At 70.6% G+C, this 15,613-nt stretch carries 12 protein-coding genes and 2 pseudogenes; 10 read left to right on the top strand and 4 right to left on the bottom strand.

The genetic code is table 11. From position 1 onward, the window contains the following. Positions 1 to 154: 154 nt before the first annotated feature. The 7 genes and pseudogenes from Phou_RS42925 to Phou_RS42890 all read left to right on the top strand — a co-directional run bounded on the left by Phou_RS42925 (position 155) and on the right by Phou_RS42890 (position 7,615). On the top strand, positions 155 to 1,771 hold the full coding sequence (locus Phou_RS42925; protein WP_173069477.1) for an NAD-binding protein: 1,617 nt from the start codon (positions 155 to 157) through the stop codon (positions 1,769 to 1,771). Next, positions 1,771 to 2,244, top strand: coding sequence for a hypothetical protein (locus Phou_RS42920; protein ID WP_173069476.1), 474 nt, complete (start codon positions 1,771 to 1,773; stop codon positions 2,242 to 2,244). Before Phou_RS42925 ends, Phou_RS42920 begins: the two co-directional genes overlap by 1 nt. 124 nt (positions 2,245 to 2,368) lie before the next feature. Further along, positions 2,369 to 2,599 (top strand): TIR domain-containing protein, encoded by a 231-nt coding sequence (locus Phou_RS42915; RefSeq protein WP_173069474.1) that lies wholly within the window; start codon positions 2,369 to 2,371, stop codon positions 2,597 to 2,599. Then, a complete protein-coding gene (gene fsxC / locus Phou_RS42910; protein WP_173069472.1) occupies positions 2,557 to 3,594 on the top strand; it encodes an FxsC protein in 1,038 nt (345 codons plus the stop codon). Before Phou_RS42915 ends, fsxC begins: the two co-directional genes overlap by 43 nt. Further along, positions 3,527 to 4,237: pseudogene (locus tag Phou_RS55910) on the top strand (KGGVGR-motif variant AAA ATPase); the annotation flags it as partial. The gene fsxC and the pseudogene Phou_RS55910, both read left to right, overlap by 68 nt. A 314-nt stretch (positions 4,238 to 4,551) precedes the next feature. Beyond that, positions 4,552 to 7,382: pseudogene (gene fxsT / locus Phou_RS55905) on the top strand (FxSxx-COOH system tetratricopeptide repeat protein); the annotation flags it as partial. Between the two features lie 23 nt (positions 7,383 to 7,405). After that, a complete protein-coding gene (locus Phou_RS42890; RefSeq protein WP_173069468.1) occupies positions 7,406 to 7,615 on the top strand; it encodes a tetratricopeptide repeat protein in 210 nt (69 codons plus the stop codon). 365 nt (positions 7,616 to 7,980) lie between these two features. Here the strand turns inward: Phou_RS42890 and Phou_RS53935 are convergent, their stop codons facing one another. The 4 genes from Phou_RS53935 to Phou_RS42875 form a co-directional block, all read right to left on the bottom strand. Further along, on the bottom strand, positions 7,981 to 8,547 hold the full coding sequence (locus Phou_RS53935) for a helix-turn-helix domain-containing protein (RefSeq protein ID WP_246274481.1): 567 nt from the start codon (positions 8,545 to 8,547) through the stop codon (positions 7,981 to 7,983). A 102-nt stretch (positions 8,548 to 8,649) separates the two neighbouring features. Continuing rightward, positions 8,650 to 8,817 carry an AraC family ligand binding domain-containing protein gene (locus Phou_RS53930; RefSeq protein ID WP_246274479.1) on the bottom strand — a complete coding sequence of 56 codons (168 nt, stop codon included), beginning with the start codon at positions 8,815 to 8,817 and terminating at the stop codon, positions 8,650 to 8,652. A gap of 145 nt (positions 8,818 to 8,962) precedes the next feature. Further along, entirely contained in the window at positions 8,963 to 9,934 is a 972-nt protein-coding gene (locus Phou_RS42880) for an acetylxylan esterase (RefSeq protein WP_173069467.1), read from the bottom strand. Beyond that, positions 9,934 to 11,019, bottom strand: coding sequence for a LacI family DNA-binding transcriptional regulator (locus tag Phou_RS42875; RefSeq protein ID WP_173069465.1), 1,086 nt, complete (start codon positions 11,017 to 11,019; stop codon positions 9,934 to 9,936). Before Phou_RS42875 ends, Phou_RS42880 begins: the two co-directional genes overlap by 1 nt. Before the next feature lie 269 nt (positions 11,020 to 11,288). Between Phou_RS42875 and Phou_RS42870 the strand changes: the two genes are divergently transcribed. From Phou_RS42870 to Phou_RS42860, 3 genes are read left to right on the top strand one after another with little or no spacing between them, the layout of a single operon-like run. Continuing rightward, complete coding sequence (locus Phou_RS42870; protein ID WP_173069463.1) at positions 11,289 to 13,682, top strand: beta-xylosidase/alpha-l-arabinosidase; 2,394 nt, start codon at positions 11,289 to 11,291, stop codon at positions 13,680 to 13,682. Next, positions 13,679 to 14,668: an ABC transporter permease gene (locus tag Phou_RS42865; RefSeq protein WP_173069460.1), complete on the top strand. Its 990-nt coding sequence runs from the start codon at positions 13,679 to 13,681 to the stop codon at positions 14,666 to 14,668. Before Phou_RS42870 ends, Phou_RS42865 begins: the two co-directional genes overlap by 4 nt. Next, the gene (locus Phou_RS42860) at positions 14,665 to 15,582 is read left to right on the top strand and encodes a carbohydrate ABC transporter permease (protein ID WP_218579573.1); all 918 of its coding nucleotides are present in this window, start codon (positions 14,665 to 14,667) and stop codon (positions 15,580 to 15,582) included. The genes Phou_RS42865 and Phou_RS42860 overlap by 4 nt, the downstream gene beginning before the upstream one ends. Positions 15,583 to 15,613: the final 31 nt, after the last annotated feature.

Below are 15,613 nucleotides of genomic sequence, written 5' to 3'. Positions count from 1 at the left end.
ATTGATCGCTTTCAGTCATAGAATGGCTACGCATCGAAGGTGAGGTGGGATGGCAGGCGACAAGCGGTACACCCCTGTCGTCGGCATGCGCGCCCTCTTCACCGCCGCGGCGGTCCTGTCCCTCCTGTTTGGATACATAGGCCTTCATCAGTATATGGGTGATTCCGCCCGGTTCACCGATGTCCTCTACAACTCGTTCCAGCTCTTCGTCCTGGAGCTGCCGCCGGCCGGTGGCGCCGGGGCGTACCCGATCACTTTGGAGATCGCCCGCTTCGCCGCGCCGGCCGTCACCTTCTACGCGCTGGTCGAGGCCCTGCGGCTTGTCTTCGCGGCGGAGGCTGAGCGGCTGCGCGCCCGCCGGGCGCGCGGCCACGTGGTGATCTGCGGCGACGGGCCGATGGCGACGAGCCTGTCCCGGCAGCTGCGCCTCAGCGGCAACCGCGTGGTTCACGTCGCCGATAGCCGCAGCGACCCGCCCGACCGCGGCCGCCGCCAGCCGCTGTGGGTGCTCGGCGACGCCCGTAACCCGGACGTGCTGCGCGCCGCCGGCGTCGCGCACGCCAGCGCCCTCTACGCGTGCACCGAGGACAGCGCCACCAACACCGCGATCGCTCTCGCGGCCGGGCGGCGGCAGCGCGGCGAGCGGCCGCTTGCCGTGTACGCCCAGGTGGAAGACCCCGAACTCTGCCTGGCCCTGCAGGCACGGCACCTCGGCACCATCGAGCCGCCGGCGATCCGGCTGGACTTCTTCAACGCCGACGACCTGGCCGCCCGCCACCTGCTCGCCAAGGACCCGATCATCCCGCCGCTCGACCGGCCGCCCCGCTTCCTCGTTGTCGGCGCCACCACGTTCGGCCGCGCGATCATCGTGGAGCTGGCCCGGCAGTGGCGGGTGCTCGCACCGGCGGCCATGTGGCGCGTCGAGGTGTCCGTGGTCGACGACGCGGCCACCCAGTTGGTCGACGAGCTGACGTTCCGGTACCCGTTCCTCAGCAAGTCCTGCGACCTGACGCCGTACGACGAGAACCTGCTCGCGGTGCTCGCCGAGGAGGGGACGCCGGAGCCACCCGACCGGGTGTTCATCTGCTTGGAGGACGAGCAGCTCGCGCTGAAGACCGCGCTGATCGCCGACCGGCTGTGGCGGGGCGGCCCGGGCACGGTGATCGTCCGCCAGGACCAGCTCGCGACGCTGCAGAGCGCTTTCGACGGCGCCCGCGACGAGCGGCTCTTCGACGAGGTCTCCGGCACCCTCCGCCTGTTCGGCGTCGTCGACGCGGCGTGCGACCCGACCATGATCCGTGACGACCTCGGCGAGCGCCTGGCCCGCGTCATACACGAGAGTTACCTGATCGCCCGGCAGCGGCGCGGCGACGGGTTCGACGAGACGCCGGCCATGGTCCCCTGGCAGCGGCTGCCCGACCGGCTCAAGAGCGAAAACCGCGCGCAGGCGGCCGACATCGGCCGCAAGCTCCGCGCGATCGACTGTGTGCTCGCGCCCCGCGTGGCGGCCGGCGGCGAGCACACGCTGACCACGACCGAGGTGACCCGACTGGCCACGATGGAGCACGAGCGGTGGCTGCGGGCACGGCTACGCGAGGGCTGGCGGTTCGCGGAAGAGCGCGACGACGAACGTATGCTGCATCCGGCGATCCGGCGCTGGGCCGACCTGCCGGAGAGCCTCCGGACGGTCAACGCCGACGCCATCCGCGAGCTGCCCGCGATGCTGGCCGACTCCGGCTTTCGCATCGTGCGGATGAGGGAAGGTTCGTGATGGCGCGGATCGGGATCACCGGACACGCTCGGCTGGCCGGCGACACCGCCGCCCTCGTGGCCGACGCCATCGCCGCTGAGCTGCGCAAGCACGAGGGCGACAAGCTGTGCGGCATCACCTGCCTGTGTGACGGCGCCGACCAGATCTTCGCCCAGGCGGTGATCGAGCGGGGCGGCGACCTCGCCGTGGTGCTCCCGGCCGACGACTACCGGGAGCGACTTGTCGACCGGGACGACTTCGACCGCCTGCTGGGCAAGGCCGCACACGTGTCGCGGATGCCGTTCCGCCACTCCGACCGGCGGGCGTTCAAGGCGGCCAGCGAGGAGGTCCTGCGCCAGTGTGAGCTGCTCCTTGCGGTCTGGGACGGGCTGCCGTCCCGCAAGCTCGGCGACACCGCCGACGTGGTCGGCACGGCGCGTGCGCAAGGGCTGCCCGTGGTGGTGCTGTGGCCGGCCGGGGCCCACCGAGCCTGACCGCTTTGGGGCCTGTCGCCCTTGGTTCTGCCATTTATACTCACCGTTAAGTGTCTCTCGGTGCCGGAGCGCTTCGCCCGGCAGCGCCGGGGTTGGACCGGCCAAGCCCGGCTCGGAGGTGCGATTGCTGTACTTCTTTCTCAGCTATGCCCGCGGCGACGAAGACGACCTGGTCCGGCAGTTCTTCAACGATCTCAGCGTCGAAGTGCGTGTCCGGGCCGGCCTGCACAAAGACGCCGAAGTGGGCTTCATCGACGCCCGCATGAAGGCGGGCACGGTCTGGTCGGCCGAGCTCGCCGAGGCCCTTTCCCAATGCCGTTCGTTCATCGCGTTGCTGTCCCCCGCTACTTCCTGAGCCGACCCTGCGGCCAGGAGTGGCAGATCTTCGCCGACCGCGTCGCCCGCTACGAGGAAGAGATGGGCCTGGACCCCTCAGTCCTCAAGCCCCTGCTCTGGGTGCCCCTCCCACCCGGCAAGATGCATCCCGTAGCGGCCCGCATCCAGTTCTCCTCCGACCTGCTCGGCGACACCTGCGTGCGGCAGCTGATGCGGCTGCAGCGCCACCAGGACGCCTATCGCGAGTTCGTCTTCGAGCTGGCCGGCCAGATCGTGGAGAGCGCCGAGACGCACCCGATCCCGGAAGGGCACAGCTATCCCGACCTGGAGAGCGCGCCAAGCATCTTCCACACGCCGCAGCCGGCCGTCGAGTCCCTCAACGGCTCTGAACGCGACGCCGACTCGGACGCCCTCACCGTCCACTTCGTCGTCGCGGCGCTGACCCGGAGCAAAGCCCTCTCCGTCCGCTCCGACCGCGCGGTGTACGGCGACCGCCCGCGGGACTGGGCGCCCTACCACCCGGTGCGTCCCAGCCCGCTCGCCGAGTACGCGTCGGCCATCGCCGAGAGCCAGCGCTTCGCATCCCGCGTGGCCGACCTGGAGGAGCTGGCCGAGCGGGCCGAGCTCGCCAGCCGCCACAACCAGATCGTCGTGCTGCTCGTCGACGTGTGGGCGACCGAGCTCGAAGAGGCGAGCCGCGTGCTGACGGCGTACAACGCGCGGGAGATCCGCGAGCGCGAGCCGACGACCGCGGTGCTGATCCCGCGCAGCCTCGACGACCGCGAGACCGTGCAGCACTGGCGCCGGCTTTCCGAGGAGTGCCGGCGGATCTTCCGCGGTACGGCGGACGACGACGAGCTCTACCGGTCCAACATCCCCACCTACCAGGCGTTCGAGCAGGATCTGCCGGCCGTGCTGCAGGTGGCGGTCAACCGCATGTTCGTCAGTGGGCACGTCCACCGGCGGCCGGACGGGGAGGTCAGCTCCGACCGCCCCATGCTCGACGCGCCATGAGCGCTTTGTCTACAGGGGAGGCACGACCGTGACGGAGAGCGGCGGCGGCACCATCGTCACGTTCTACTCGTACAAGGGTGGTACCGGCCGCACCATGGCACTGGCCAACCTGGCGTGGATCCTGGCCAGCCAGGGCAAGCGCGTGCTCGCCGTCGACTGGGACCTGGAGTCTCCCGGCCTGCACAAGTACTACCACCCGTTCCTCCTGGACAAGCAGCTGCGCACCTCGCCCGGCGTGATCGACATGATCCGCGACTACGCGACCGCGATGATGCAGCCGATCCACGACTCGGAGACCACCGAGTGGCTCGCCTCGCACGCCGACGTCCTGCGCTACGCGGTCTCGCTCGACTGGCAGTTCCCGGACAAGGGTTTTCTCGACTTCCTCCCGGCCGGGCAGCAGGACTCGTCGTACACGCGGGTGGTCAGCACGTTCGACTGGTCGGCGTTCTACGAGCGGATGGCGGGCAACACGTTCCTCGACGCCCTCCGGCGCAACATGCGGGAAAACTACGACTACGCGCTCATCGACAGCCGCACCGGCGTGAGTGACGGCGGCGGCATCTGCACGGTGCGCCTGCCCGACGTGGTCGTCGACTGCTTCACGATGAACGCGCAGAGCATCGACGGCGCCCTCTCCGTGGCGAAGTCGATCGCGCGGCAGCGCACCGACCGCCCGGTGCGGCTGCTGCCGGTACCGATGCGGGTCGAGGACGCCGAGCAGGTCAAGCTGGAAGCCGGCCGCGACTACGCCCGGCAGAGCTTCGCGCCGTTCCTCAGCCGCCGCTCCCCGAGGAGGTCGAGCAGTACTGGGGCGACGTCGAGATCCCGTACAAGCCGTTCTACGCGTACGAGGAGATCCTGTCAGCCTTCGGCGACCGGTCCCGCCAGGAAAACTCGCTGCTCGCGGCGTACGAGCGGCTGGCGAAGGTGGTCACCGACGGCGACGTCGAGCAGATGGTCCCGCTCGACGAGCGGGTGCGCCGGCGGTGGCTCGCGGCGTTCGAGCGGCGCCGCACGGCCGGTACCTCCGACGTGTTCATCAGCTACGCGGCGGTCGACCGGATGTGGGCGGAGTGGATCAGCGGCGAGCTCGACGACGCCGGCCTGCGGGTCGCGATGCGCGAGGTCGACTTCCCGGCCGACTCCGACACCGGCGGCGACGTGCCCGCGCTGCTGGCCGACGCGACCCGCGCGATCGTGCTGCTGTCCCAGGACTACGTCCAGTCGCCCAACGCGGCCGAGCTGTGGAAGCTGCTGGCCAGCCGCGACCCGGTGAGCGGCGCGCCGTTCCTCGTGCCGGTGCGGCTCGACAACGTGCGCGTCGGTCCGCCCTTCCACGACAGGATCCCGGTCGACCTCGCCGGCCTCACCGAGCAGCGGGCCGTCGAGGCGCTGTTGGAGGCGCTCGACCAGCCCGTGTACCCGCGCCCGGCGGCCTCCGTGCAGGACGACAACGGCACGCCGCGCCGGCGCTTCCCCGCGCTCGAGCCACCACTGTGGAGCGTCCCGCAGCGCAACGGCACGTTCACCGGGCGGCGCCGCACACTCGAAGCGCTGCGCAACCGCCTCTCCGCCACCGGTGCCGCCGTTGTGCCGCAGGCGCTGCACGGCCTCGGCGGCGTGGGCAAGACCCAGATCGCTTTGGAGTACGCGCACCGCTTCCGCGCCGACTACGACGTGGTGTGGTGGGTCTCCGCACAGCAGACCAGCGTCGTCCGCTCGTCGCTTGCCGCCCTCGCCGAGCAGCTCGGCGTCCCCACCGGCGACAGCGTCACCGAGCGGGTGCGCGCCGGGCTGGAGGCGCTGCGCCAGGGCCGCCCGCACCGCCGATGGCTGCTCGTCTTCGACAACGCCGACGACCCGGCCCAGCTCCGCGAGTACATCCCGCAGGGCCCCGGCCACGTCCTCATCACCACGCGCGACCAGGCGTGGGCCCGGGAGGCGCACGTCGTCGAGGTCGGCGTGTTCGCCCGCGAGGAGAGCGTCGCCTTCCTGCACCGGCGGATCCCGCACCTTGCCGACGCCGACGCGGACCTCGTCGCCGAACGCCTTGGCGACCTCCCGCTCGCCATCGAGCAGGCCGGCGCGTGGCTGGCCGCCACCGCGATGTCGGTCTCGCACTACCTGGAGCTGCTGGAGACGCAGCCGCTGCGGATGCTCGAAGAGGAGCTGCCCCCGACTACAAGGCCAGCTCCGCGCAGCCCTGGCTGGTGTCGCTCGACAGCCTCCGCCAGCGCAGCCCGGCCGCGGCCAAGCTCCTGGAGATCTGCGCGTTCTTCGCACCCGAGCCGATCCCGGTCTCGCTCGTCTACAGTGACCGGTTCATCGAGGCGCTGCTCCCCTTCGACCCGTCGCTGCGCGAGCGCATGCTGATGGGGCGCGCGATGCGCGAGATCAGCCGGTACGCGCTGGCCCGCATCGACTCCGGCCGGCCCGGTGCCAACTCCTCCGTGCGGCGGCGGATCGCCGACCGCGGTGAGGACGGCGGCGGCCAGAGCATCCAGCTGCACCGCCTGATGCAGACCATCATCCGGGCCACGCTCAGCCCGGAGGAGCGGACCGAAAACCAGCATCAGGTACACGAGATCCTGGCCGCTGCCAACCCCGGCGACGCCGACAACGCCGAGTACTGGCCGCTCTACGCCGACCTGTGGCCGCACCTGCTGCCGTCCGGGGTGCTCGACTCCGACTCGCCGCACGTGCGCCAGCTCGTGCTCGATGTCGGCCGGTACCTGTGGAAGATCTCCGACTACCCCACCGCACAGGCGTACGCCGAGCAGGCGATCGCGCAGTGGGAGCGGGAGTACGGCGCGGACGACCAGGCCACGCTGATGATGCGGTACAACCTGGCCTGCGCCCTGCGCCTGCAGGCGGACTACAACGCGGCGTACGCGATCGACGACGACGTCTACGGCCGGCTGAGCCGTACCGCCGGCGACGACCACCCGTACACGCTGATGGCCGGCGGCGGCCTCGCGGCCGACCTGCGCGCGCTCGGCCAGCTGACCAGGGCCCGCGACCTCGACGAGCAGATCGAGTCGCGGTGGCGCGAAGCGTTCGGCGAGGAGCACCCGCGCACCCTCACCGCCGGCCACAACCTCGCCATCTCGCTGCGCCTCGTCGGCGACCTGCGGGCGGCGCTGATTCTCCAGGAGCGCACGCTGCGCCGCCGCCGGGCCGTGCACGGCGAGCTGCACCCGTGGACGCTCTACTCGGCCGGCAACTACGGCCGCGACCTGCGCGACAACGGTGACCTGCGCGAGTCCCGGCGGGTACTGGAGACCGCGCTCAACGGCCACCGCCGCGTGCTCGGCGAGGACCACCCCGAGTCGCTGCGGGCGGCGAAAAACTTCGCGGTGACGCTGCGCAAGCTCGGCGAGTTCGAGCAGGCGTACGCGCTGAGCACCGACACGCTGGCCCGCTCGCTGCGGGTGCACGGGCCGCAGCACCCCGACTCGCTCGCCTGCGCGATGAACCTCGCCTGCGACGAGTCCGCCCTCGGCCAGGACCTGAGCGCCCGGCGCCGCGCCACGCCCGTCTACGAGTGGTACCGGTCGTCGATGGGCGAGGACCACGCGTTCACGCTGGCGTACGGCAACAACCTCGCCATCTTCATGCGCAAGGCCGGCGACGTCACCGCGGCCCGCGAGCTGACCCGGAAGGTGGTCGACCGCTTCACCGCGACGGTGGGCCCGGAGCACCCGTACACACTGGCCGCGGTGGTCAACTCCGGCGACGACCTCTTCCAGTCCGGCGACTTCAGCGGCGCACGCGCCAGCGACGAGCAGGCCTATCCCGCATCCGGCAGGTGCTCGGCGCCGAACACCCCGACACGCTGGCCGCGGGGAGCAACCTAGCGATCAGCCGCCGCGCCGACGGCGACCGCCAGGGCGGCAACGCGCTGATGGAGTCGATGCTGAACATCTACCGCCGCCTGCTCGGCGAGGACCACCCGAACACCGTGGCCGCCGCCAACTGGTCCCGCCTGAGCTGCGACCTCGAACCCCCACCCACGTAGACGGCTTGGGCTCGCCGCCCGCAGAGCTTCAACCCACAACAGAATCGGGCTACCGCGACGCCCGTCGCGGTCCGGACCGTTGCTCCCGCGGCCTCACTCTCCGCGGTCGCCCAGCTCAACCCAGGAACCCGCTCGGCAGATCTTGGCAAGCTAGCGTCGAAATGGCGCGCTAACTCACCAAGATTTCGAAGCTCACACCGCCTGCACCTGATCGACAGTCACCGACCGCGACGATGGTGCCGAACGGCGGGCGGGCTCGCGCACTCGGGCTGAGCTTGCCGCCTGCGGAGGGTGAGGCCGCGGGAGCAACGGTCCGCACCACCGCGAGCATCGCGGTAGCTCCCATCTGGTGGGTTGTGTGCTGGTCAGTTCGGGGTGGCGGTGCCGTCGGCGAGCCAGGTGCGGAGGCGGGCGGTCGTGTGGGTGAACTGCTTGCGGTAGGTCGTGGCGTTGAGGCCGTAGTGGGCGCGGAAGCGGCGGGCGAAGTAGTTCTGGTCGGGCCAGCCCACCATGCGGCCGATCTGGGTGATCGGCAGGTCGGTGTGCAGGAGCAGCGTGCCCGCCGTCTCCACGCGGTGCTGCGAAAGGTAGGCCATCGGCGGCAGGCCGGTCGCCGACTTGAAGAGGCGCACCAGGTAGCCGGGCGCCAGGTGCAGGTCGGCGGCGAGCTCGGTCAGCGTCCAGCGGTGGGCGGGCCTCGCCTCCAGCAGGCGCATCGCCTCGACCACCGCCGGGTGGGTCGGGCCGGCCGGCTCGGCGCCGCCCTCGCGGGAGCCGGCCACCGCGCGGCCCAGGTTGCTCAGGAAGAGGGAAAGGCGGCCGATGATGTCGCCGCGGTGCATGGCGACCGGGGCTAAACGTAGGCGGTCCAGCGCGTCGAGGTGATCGAGGCATTCGGTGAGTGCGGTGCCGTCGAGGCTGGCGGTGAGCATGCCGCGGCGCTGCATGGAGTGCGGCCCGGTCCAGAGCAGGTAGCTCAGCAGCGGGTCCTCGCGGGTCCAGGCCAGCTCCCGGTGCAGCAGCTCGGTGCTGAATCAGCAGTTGTACACGTCGAGCCGCGCGCACTCCTCGTACCCGTGCCAGACGCCGGGCCGCAGCAGGATCACGTCGCCGACGCGCAGGCGCCGACGGCCGGCGAGTGAGTGGTGCACGCCGTCGCCGCCAGTGACGACCGCGATCTCCACGAAGCTGTGCGTGTGCACCGGGTGGGAGCCCTCGTGCAGGTAGTGGCCGGCGTAGGGCGAGCGAGCCGTCGGTGAAGTAGAGCAGCCCTTTCAGCCGCTCGACCGGTGGCTCCGCGAGAGCCGGCGTGTCCGCCATATCGGGACCATACTCCCGACGTGATCGTCACTCCAGGTGATAGCGCAGCCACCGCAGCTGGCGGCGTACGTGCACCGCCTCGCCGCCCTCGTGGTGGTTGAAGGGGTACGCGTAGAGCGCGCGGTCTTCCGCCCCGTACTGGTTGTACGCCGCGTACACGGTGCTCGGTGGGCACACCGTGTCCCGCAGTCCCACGCCGAAGTGCGCGGGCGCGTTGGCGCGGCGGGCGAAGGCCACGCCGTCCATGTAGGACAGTGTGCGCCGGGCCGCCTCCTCGGCCTCCCGGTGCACGGCCAGAAACGCGACGATCTCGCCGTACGGCGTGGCGTCGGTGATGTCGATCGCGCGCTGGATGTGGCACATGAACGGGGCGGTGGTGATCAGGGCCGCCAGGTCCGGCACGAGCCCCGCCACCGCGAGCGCGAGCCCGCCGCCCTGGCTGTTGCCCGCGACCGCAACGCGCGCCGGGTCGACGCCGGGCAGCGCGCGGGCGGCCTCCACGGCGCGGACCGCGTCGGTGATGAGCCGCCGGTAGTAGTAGTCGTGCGGGTCGAGGATGCCGCGGGTGACCGGCCCCGGCCCACCGAGCGCGCCGTTGTGCGGGTCGGGGGTGTCGCCACCGGTGCCGTACTGCCCACCCTGCCCGCGCGAGTCCATGAGCAGGTACGCGTAGCCCGCCACCGACCAGGTGAGCCGCTCGTGCGGGAGACCGCGGCCGCGCCCGTACCCCAGGTACTCCACGACCGCCGGTATCGGATCGTCCACACCGGCCGGTCGCGTGTACCAGGCGCGGATGGGATCCCCGCCGTACCCCGCGAACGTGAGGTCCCACGTCTCCACAAGCGACAGCTCGTTGCGGTACGGCTTCAGGTCGATGAGGATCGGCTTCGTCTCTGCCAGCTCCACTGTGGAGCGCCAGAACACGTCGAAGTCGGGCGGCTCGGCCACGTCCGGTGCGTACCGCTCAAGCTGGTCCAGCGGAAGGTCGAAGAGCGCCATCAGTCGGTCCGTTCCACCACGGCCTTGCCGGAAGAGGAGCTTGCCGGACCGGATCCCGGCCGCCACGGGGCGGTGCTCTCGCGGACGATCAGCTCGGTCACCAGGTCGATCCGGCTGGTGGCCAGCTCCTCGCCGCGGGCAAGGTCGAGCAGCATGCGGGTGGCGGTGCCGGCCATGTCGCGCAGCGGCTGGTTGACGGTGGTGAGCGCCGGTCCGATCCACGTGGCCATGGGCAGGTTGTCGTAACCCACGACCGAGAGGTCACGCGGGACGTCGAGGCCGAGCTGCCGGGCCGCCCGCATGACGCCCATCGCCTGGATGTCGGAGCCGGCGAAGATCGCCGTCGGGCGGTCGGGGCGCCGGAGCAGCTCCAAGCCGTGGTCGTTGCCGCTGTACGCGGCGAAGTTGCCGAAACGCACCAGCTCGGGATCGACCTGTACGCCCGCTTCGTCGTGCGCCGAACGGAAGCCGGCCACCCGGGCCCGGCTGCACAGCACGTCCTCCGGGCCGGAGATCACTGCGATCCGCCGGTGTCCCAGCTCCAGAAGGTGGCGGGCGGCGAGGAGGCCGCCGTTCCAGTTGTTGGAGCCGACGGTGGGCACCATCGCCGACGTCGCGCTGTCGGTGTCGACGACCACGAACGGGATCCGCTGCCGCTGGAGCTGGCGCTGCTGCGCGGGCGCGAGGTGGCAGAGCACCAGGAGCACGCCGAGCGGGCGCCGCCCGTACACGGTGTCGAGCCACTGCTGCGACGGGCTGTGCGCGCCACCGAGCTGGGACAACACGATGTCGACCTTGGCGCCGGCGGTCACCGCCTCCACGCCCTTGATGATCTCTATGGCCCAGGCGGTGTCGAACTCGTGGAAGACGAGGTCGATCTGCTGTGACGTGGCCGCCTGGCGGCTGGCACGGCGCCGGTAGCGGTGCCGCTCCAGGCTCTCCTCGACGCGTGCGCGGGTCTCGGGCGCGACGTCCGTGCGCCCGTTGAGGACCTTCGACACGGTCGTGACGGAGACGCCGACCTCGTCGGCGATGGTCGCGATGGTGGCGGATCCGGGCTTCGCGACCGGAGGGGGAACCGTCATCGAAAACTCACGCAGCCTACTCGGAAGTTTCGGCAGACTCTGCCACAGACGACCCGACCTTGGCCAGCCTCGCCAGGGCCAGGGGCAGCCGCGCCCAGGCATGACCCACAGGACCATACACCAAGTTGACCATTGCAATCGAGACTCTTGACATCGATCGGCAGCGACGCCTAAGTTGCCGCCAGATGTAACGGAGTTGTTGCGGAAACTTTCGGCAGGCGACTCCGCTCGGTGCGGCGACATACGCCCCCGTCCATCGAAGGGGTGGCATGGCAGGTCAGGTACCGGTCGGCACGGATTTCGCGCCCGCGGACGCGCGCTGGCGCGACCCGAAGCTGCCGCCCGCCGAGCGCGCCGACGCTCTCCTGCCGCTGATGACGCTGGAGGAAAAGCTCGCCCAACTCGTGGGCATCTGGGTGGGTGCCGACGCCGACGGCGGCGGTGTCGCGCCGCACCAGGCCGACATGATGGACGGCGCACCCTGGAGCGAGGTCATCCAGCACGGGCTGGGGCAGCTCACGCGCCCGTTCGGCACCGCGCCGGTCGACCCGGTCCTGGGCGCCCGCTCGCTGGCCGTCTCGCAGGCGGAGATCGTGGCCACCAACCGTTTCGGCATCCCCGCGCAGGTACACGAGGAGTGCCTGACCGGCTTCGCCACCTGGCGCGCGACCGCCTTCCCGACGCCGCTGTGCTGGGGCGCCGCGTTCGACCCGGAGCTTGTCGAGGAGATGGCGGGAAAGATCGCCCACTCGATGCGCGCCGCCGGCGTGCACCAAGGGCTGGCACCGGTCGTCGACGTCACCCGCGACTACCGGTGGGGCCGCACCGAGGAGACGATCGGCGAGGATCCGTACCTGGTCGGCACCGTCGGCGCGGCGTACGTGCGCGGCCTGGAGCGTGCCGGCATCGTCGCCACGCTCAAGCACTTCGCCGGCTACTCGGCGTCTCGCGGCGGCCGCAACCACGGTCCGGTGGCCATGGGACGGCGCGAGCTGGCCGACATGATCCTGCCGCCGTTCGAGATGGCGCTGCGGCTCGGCGGCGCCCGCTCGGTGATGAACTCGTACGCCGAGATCGACGGACTCCCCGTGGCCGCCGACGAGGCGCTGCTGACCGGCCTGCTCCGCGACGAGTGGGGCTTCACCGGCACGGTCGTCTCGGACTACTTCGCGGTGCGGTTCCTGCAGACCCTGCACGCGGTCGCCGGCGACGCCGTGCAGGCCGCCGCCCTCGCCCTGCGCGCCGGGATCGACGTCGAGCTGCCCACCGTGGACGCCTTCGGTCCGGCGCTTGTCGAAGCGGTGCGCGCGGGTGCCGTCGACGAGGCGCTGGTCGACCGCGCCGTGCGCCGGGTGCTCGCGCAGAAGGCCGAGCTGGGCCTTCTCGACGAAGACTGGCAGCCGCTGCCGGACGGCGTCGACGAGCTGCGCTTCGACGACGAGACGAGCCGGGACATCGCCCTGCGCCTGGCCCGCCAGTCGATCGTCCTGGTGCGCAACGACGGCGGCGTCCTGCCGATCGCGCCCAGCGCGCGGGTGGCGCTGATCGGTCCGGTCGCGGACGACCCGCTGGCCGTGCTCGGCTGCTACGCGTTTCCGACCCACGTCGGCGTCAAGCACCCGGACCACGAGGTCGGCGTGGAGATCAGCACGCTGCGTGAGGCCCTCGGCCGCCTGGTCCCGCACCTGGCGTACCAGCCGGGCTGTGAGATCACCGGCGACGACACCTCGGGCATCGCCGCCGCCGCGGCCGCCGCCGCGGAGAGCGACGTCTGCGTGGTGGCGGTGGGCGACCGGGCCGGCCTCTTCGGGCGCGGCACGTCGGGTGAGGGCTGCGACGCCGTCGACCTGCACCTTCCGGGCGTCCAGGCCGATCTGGTACGCGCCGTGCTGGCCACCGGCACGCCCGTCGTCCTTGTGCTGCTCTCCGGCCGGCCGTACGCGCTCGGCGCGGAGTTCGACGCGGCGGCAGGCGTCGTGCAGGCGTTCTTCCCCGGCCAGCTCGGCGGGGAGGCGCTCGCCGAGGTGCTCACCGGCGCGGTGAACCCGTCCGGCCGCCTGCCGGTCAGCATCCTCCGCGACGCGGGCGGCGTGCCCACGACGTACCTGGCGCCGCCGCTCGGCCGCCGCACCCAGGTGTCCTCAGTGGACACCACGCCGGCGTACCCGTTCGGGCACGGGCTCAGCTACACGTCCTTCGAGTGGTACGACGCGGCGGGCGAGCCCGAGTGGCCGGTCGACGGCGACGCGACGGTGCGGATGACGGTCCGCAACACCGGCGAGCGGGCCGGCACCGAGGTCGTCCAGCTCTACCTGCACCACCTCGTGTCCCAGGTCACCCGGCCGGTGGTCCGCCTCGTCGGGTACACGCGGGTGGCGCTGGAGCCGGGAGAGACCGCGCGCGTGACCTTCACCGTACCGGCCGACGTCACCGCCTTCACCGGCGTGCACGGCCGGCGCGTCGTCGAGCCGGGTGACGTCGAGCTCCGCTTCGGCCGGTCCGCCGGCGACGTGGCGGCCGCGCTGTCCCTGCGCCTGACCGGCGCCGAACGCGAGATCGGCCACGAGCGCCGCTTCCAGGCCCAGGCGCGGGTCGACCGCGCCGCGCCGGTGCCGCGGCAGGCCGGTCAGGAGGGGTACGGCGCGAGGGAAGGCACCGCATGAGCACACCCAAGATCTTGGATCCACCACCGACGACAATGGCGGAGCCGCCGCTCCCACCCGTGGCCCGCAAGGTCCGCAAGGGGCGCCGTAGCTGGCGGCGGGCGTTGCGCCGGGACTGGCAGCTGTACTCGCTGGCGATCCTCCCGCTGCTCTTCTTCGTGATCTTCAGGTACCTGCCGATGCTCGGAAACGTCATCGCGTTCCGGCGGTTCCGGCCTGGTGGCGGCATTTTCGGCGAGTACTGGGTCGGCCTCCGCTACGTGAAGATGTTCCTCGGCGACCCCACGTTCTGGAACGTCTTCACCAACACGCTGGTCCTGGGCGGCTTGACGCTGCTCGTCTGCTTCCCGCTGCCGATCGTGCTGGCGCTCCTGCTCAACGAGGTGCGCACCCGCTACCTCAAGCGGTTCGTCCAGTCGGTGTCGTACCTGCCGCACTTCCTCTCCATCGTGATCGTCGCCGGCATGCTCATGCAGATGCTGTCCGTCGACGGCGTGGTCAACCAGCTCGTGAGCGCGCTCGGCGGCGAACCCACCGCGTTCCTCCAGAAGCCCGAGTGGTTCCGCACCATCTACGTCTCCTCGGAGCTGTGGCAGACCGTCGGCTGGGGCACGATCCTCTACCTCGCCGCGCTCACCACCATCGACCAGGACCTGTACGAGGCGGCGCGGATCGACGGCGCGAACCGGTGGCGCCAGACCTGGCACGTGACGCTGCCCGGCATCCGGCCGACCATGGTGACGCTGCTGATCCTCAACATCGGCACGTTCATGGCGGTCGGCTTCGAGAAGATCCTGCTGATCTACAACCCGCTGACGTACGAGACCGCGGACGTCATCTCCACGTACGTGTACCGGGTCGGCATCGTCTCCGGCAACCTCAGCTACGCCGCCGCGATCGGGCTTTTCGAATCCATCATCGGGCTGACGCTCGTGCTGTCGGCGAACTTCATCTCCCGTCGCACAGTGGGGACGAGCCTGTGGTGACCGTCGATGCGCTCAAGCGGCCGAGACGGCGCAAGCCGGGCATCCGGCCCAGCAAGGGTTACCGCGCGTTCCAGGTCGTCAACGCCATCATCCTCACCGGCGTGGTGGTGGTGACGCTCTACCCGTTCATCAACATCGTGGCCCGCTCGATGAGCGACCAGACGTACATCATCAGCGGGCAGGTGAACCTCCTCCCGAAGGGGTTCAACCTCGAGGCGTACGAACACGTGACATCGGACGCGATGTTCTGGAGGAACTACCGCAACACCGTCTTCTACACCGTCGTAGCCACGGGTGTCGCGCTGATCCTGACCACCACCTACGCATACGTCCTGTCCAAGAAGCACATCAAGGGCCGGACGTTCCTGGTCTCCATCGCGGTCTTCACCATGTTCTTCAATGGCGGCCTGATCCCCAACTACGTCCTGGTCACCAGCCTGGGCCTGAAAAACTCGGTGTGGGCGATCGCCCTGCCGAACGCCATCAGCGTCTTCAACCTCCTCGTCATGAAGGCATTCTTCGAAAGCCTGCCACTGGATCTGGAGGAGGCGGCAGCGGTCGACGGTCTCAACACGTACGGGATCCTGCTGCGGATCGTGTTGCCGCTCTCGAAGGCGATCGTCGCGACGATGGTGCTCTTCTACGCGGTCTCCTTCTGGAACTCCTGGTTTTCCGCGTTCCTCTACATGGACCGGCAGGAGCTCTTCCCGGTGACCGTCTATCTGCGAAATCTCATCGCGGGTTCGACCGGTGCCGAAATGGCCGGCGCAATCGCGGAGGCCGACGAGGCGCAGGTCGACGCGACCATCAAGTCCGTAACCATCGTGCTCACCACACTGCCCATCCTCACGGTCTATCCCTTCGTCCAGCGGTACTTCGTCTCCGGCATCATGCTCGGCGCCGTGAAGGGTTAGCTCGCGAATCCATTACCACCCCTCCGAAATG

Source organism: Phytohabitans houttuyneae (genome assembly GCF_011764425.1).
Lineage (GTDB): Bacteria > Actinomycetota > Actinomycetes > Mycobacteriales > Micromonosporaceae > Phytohabitans > Phytohabitans houttuyneae.
This window is presented reverse-complemented; position numbering and strand designations above follow the sequence as displayed.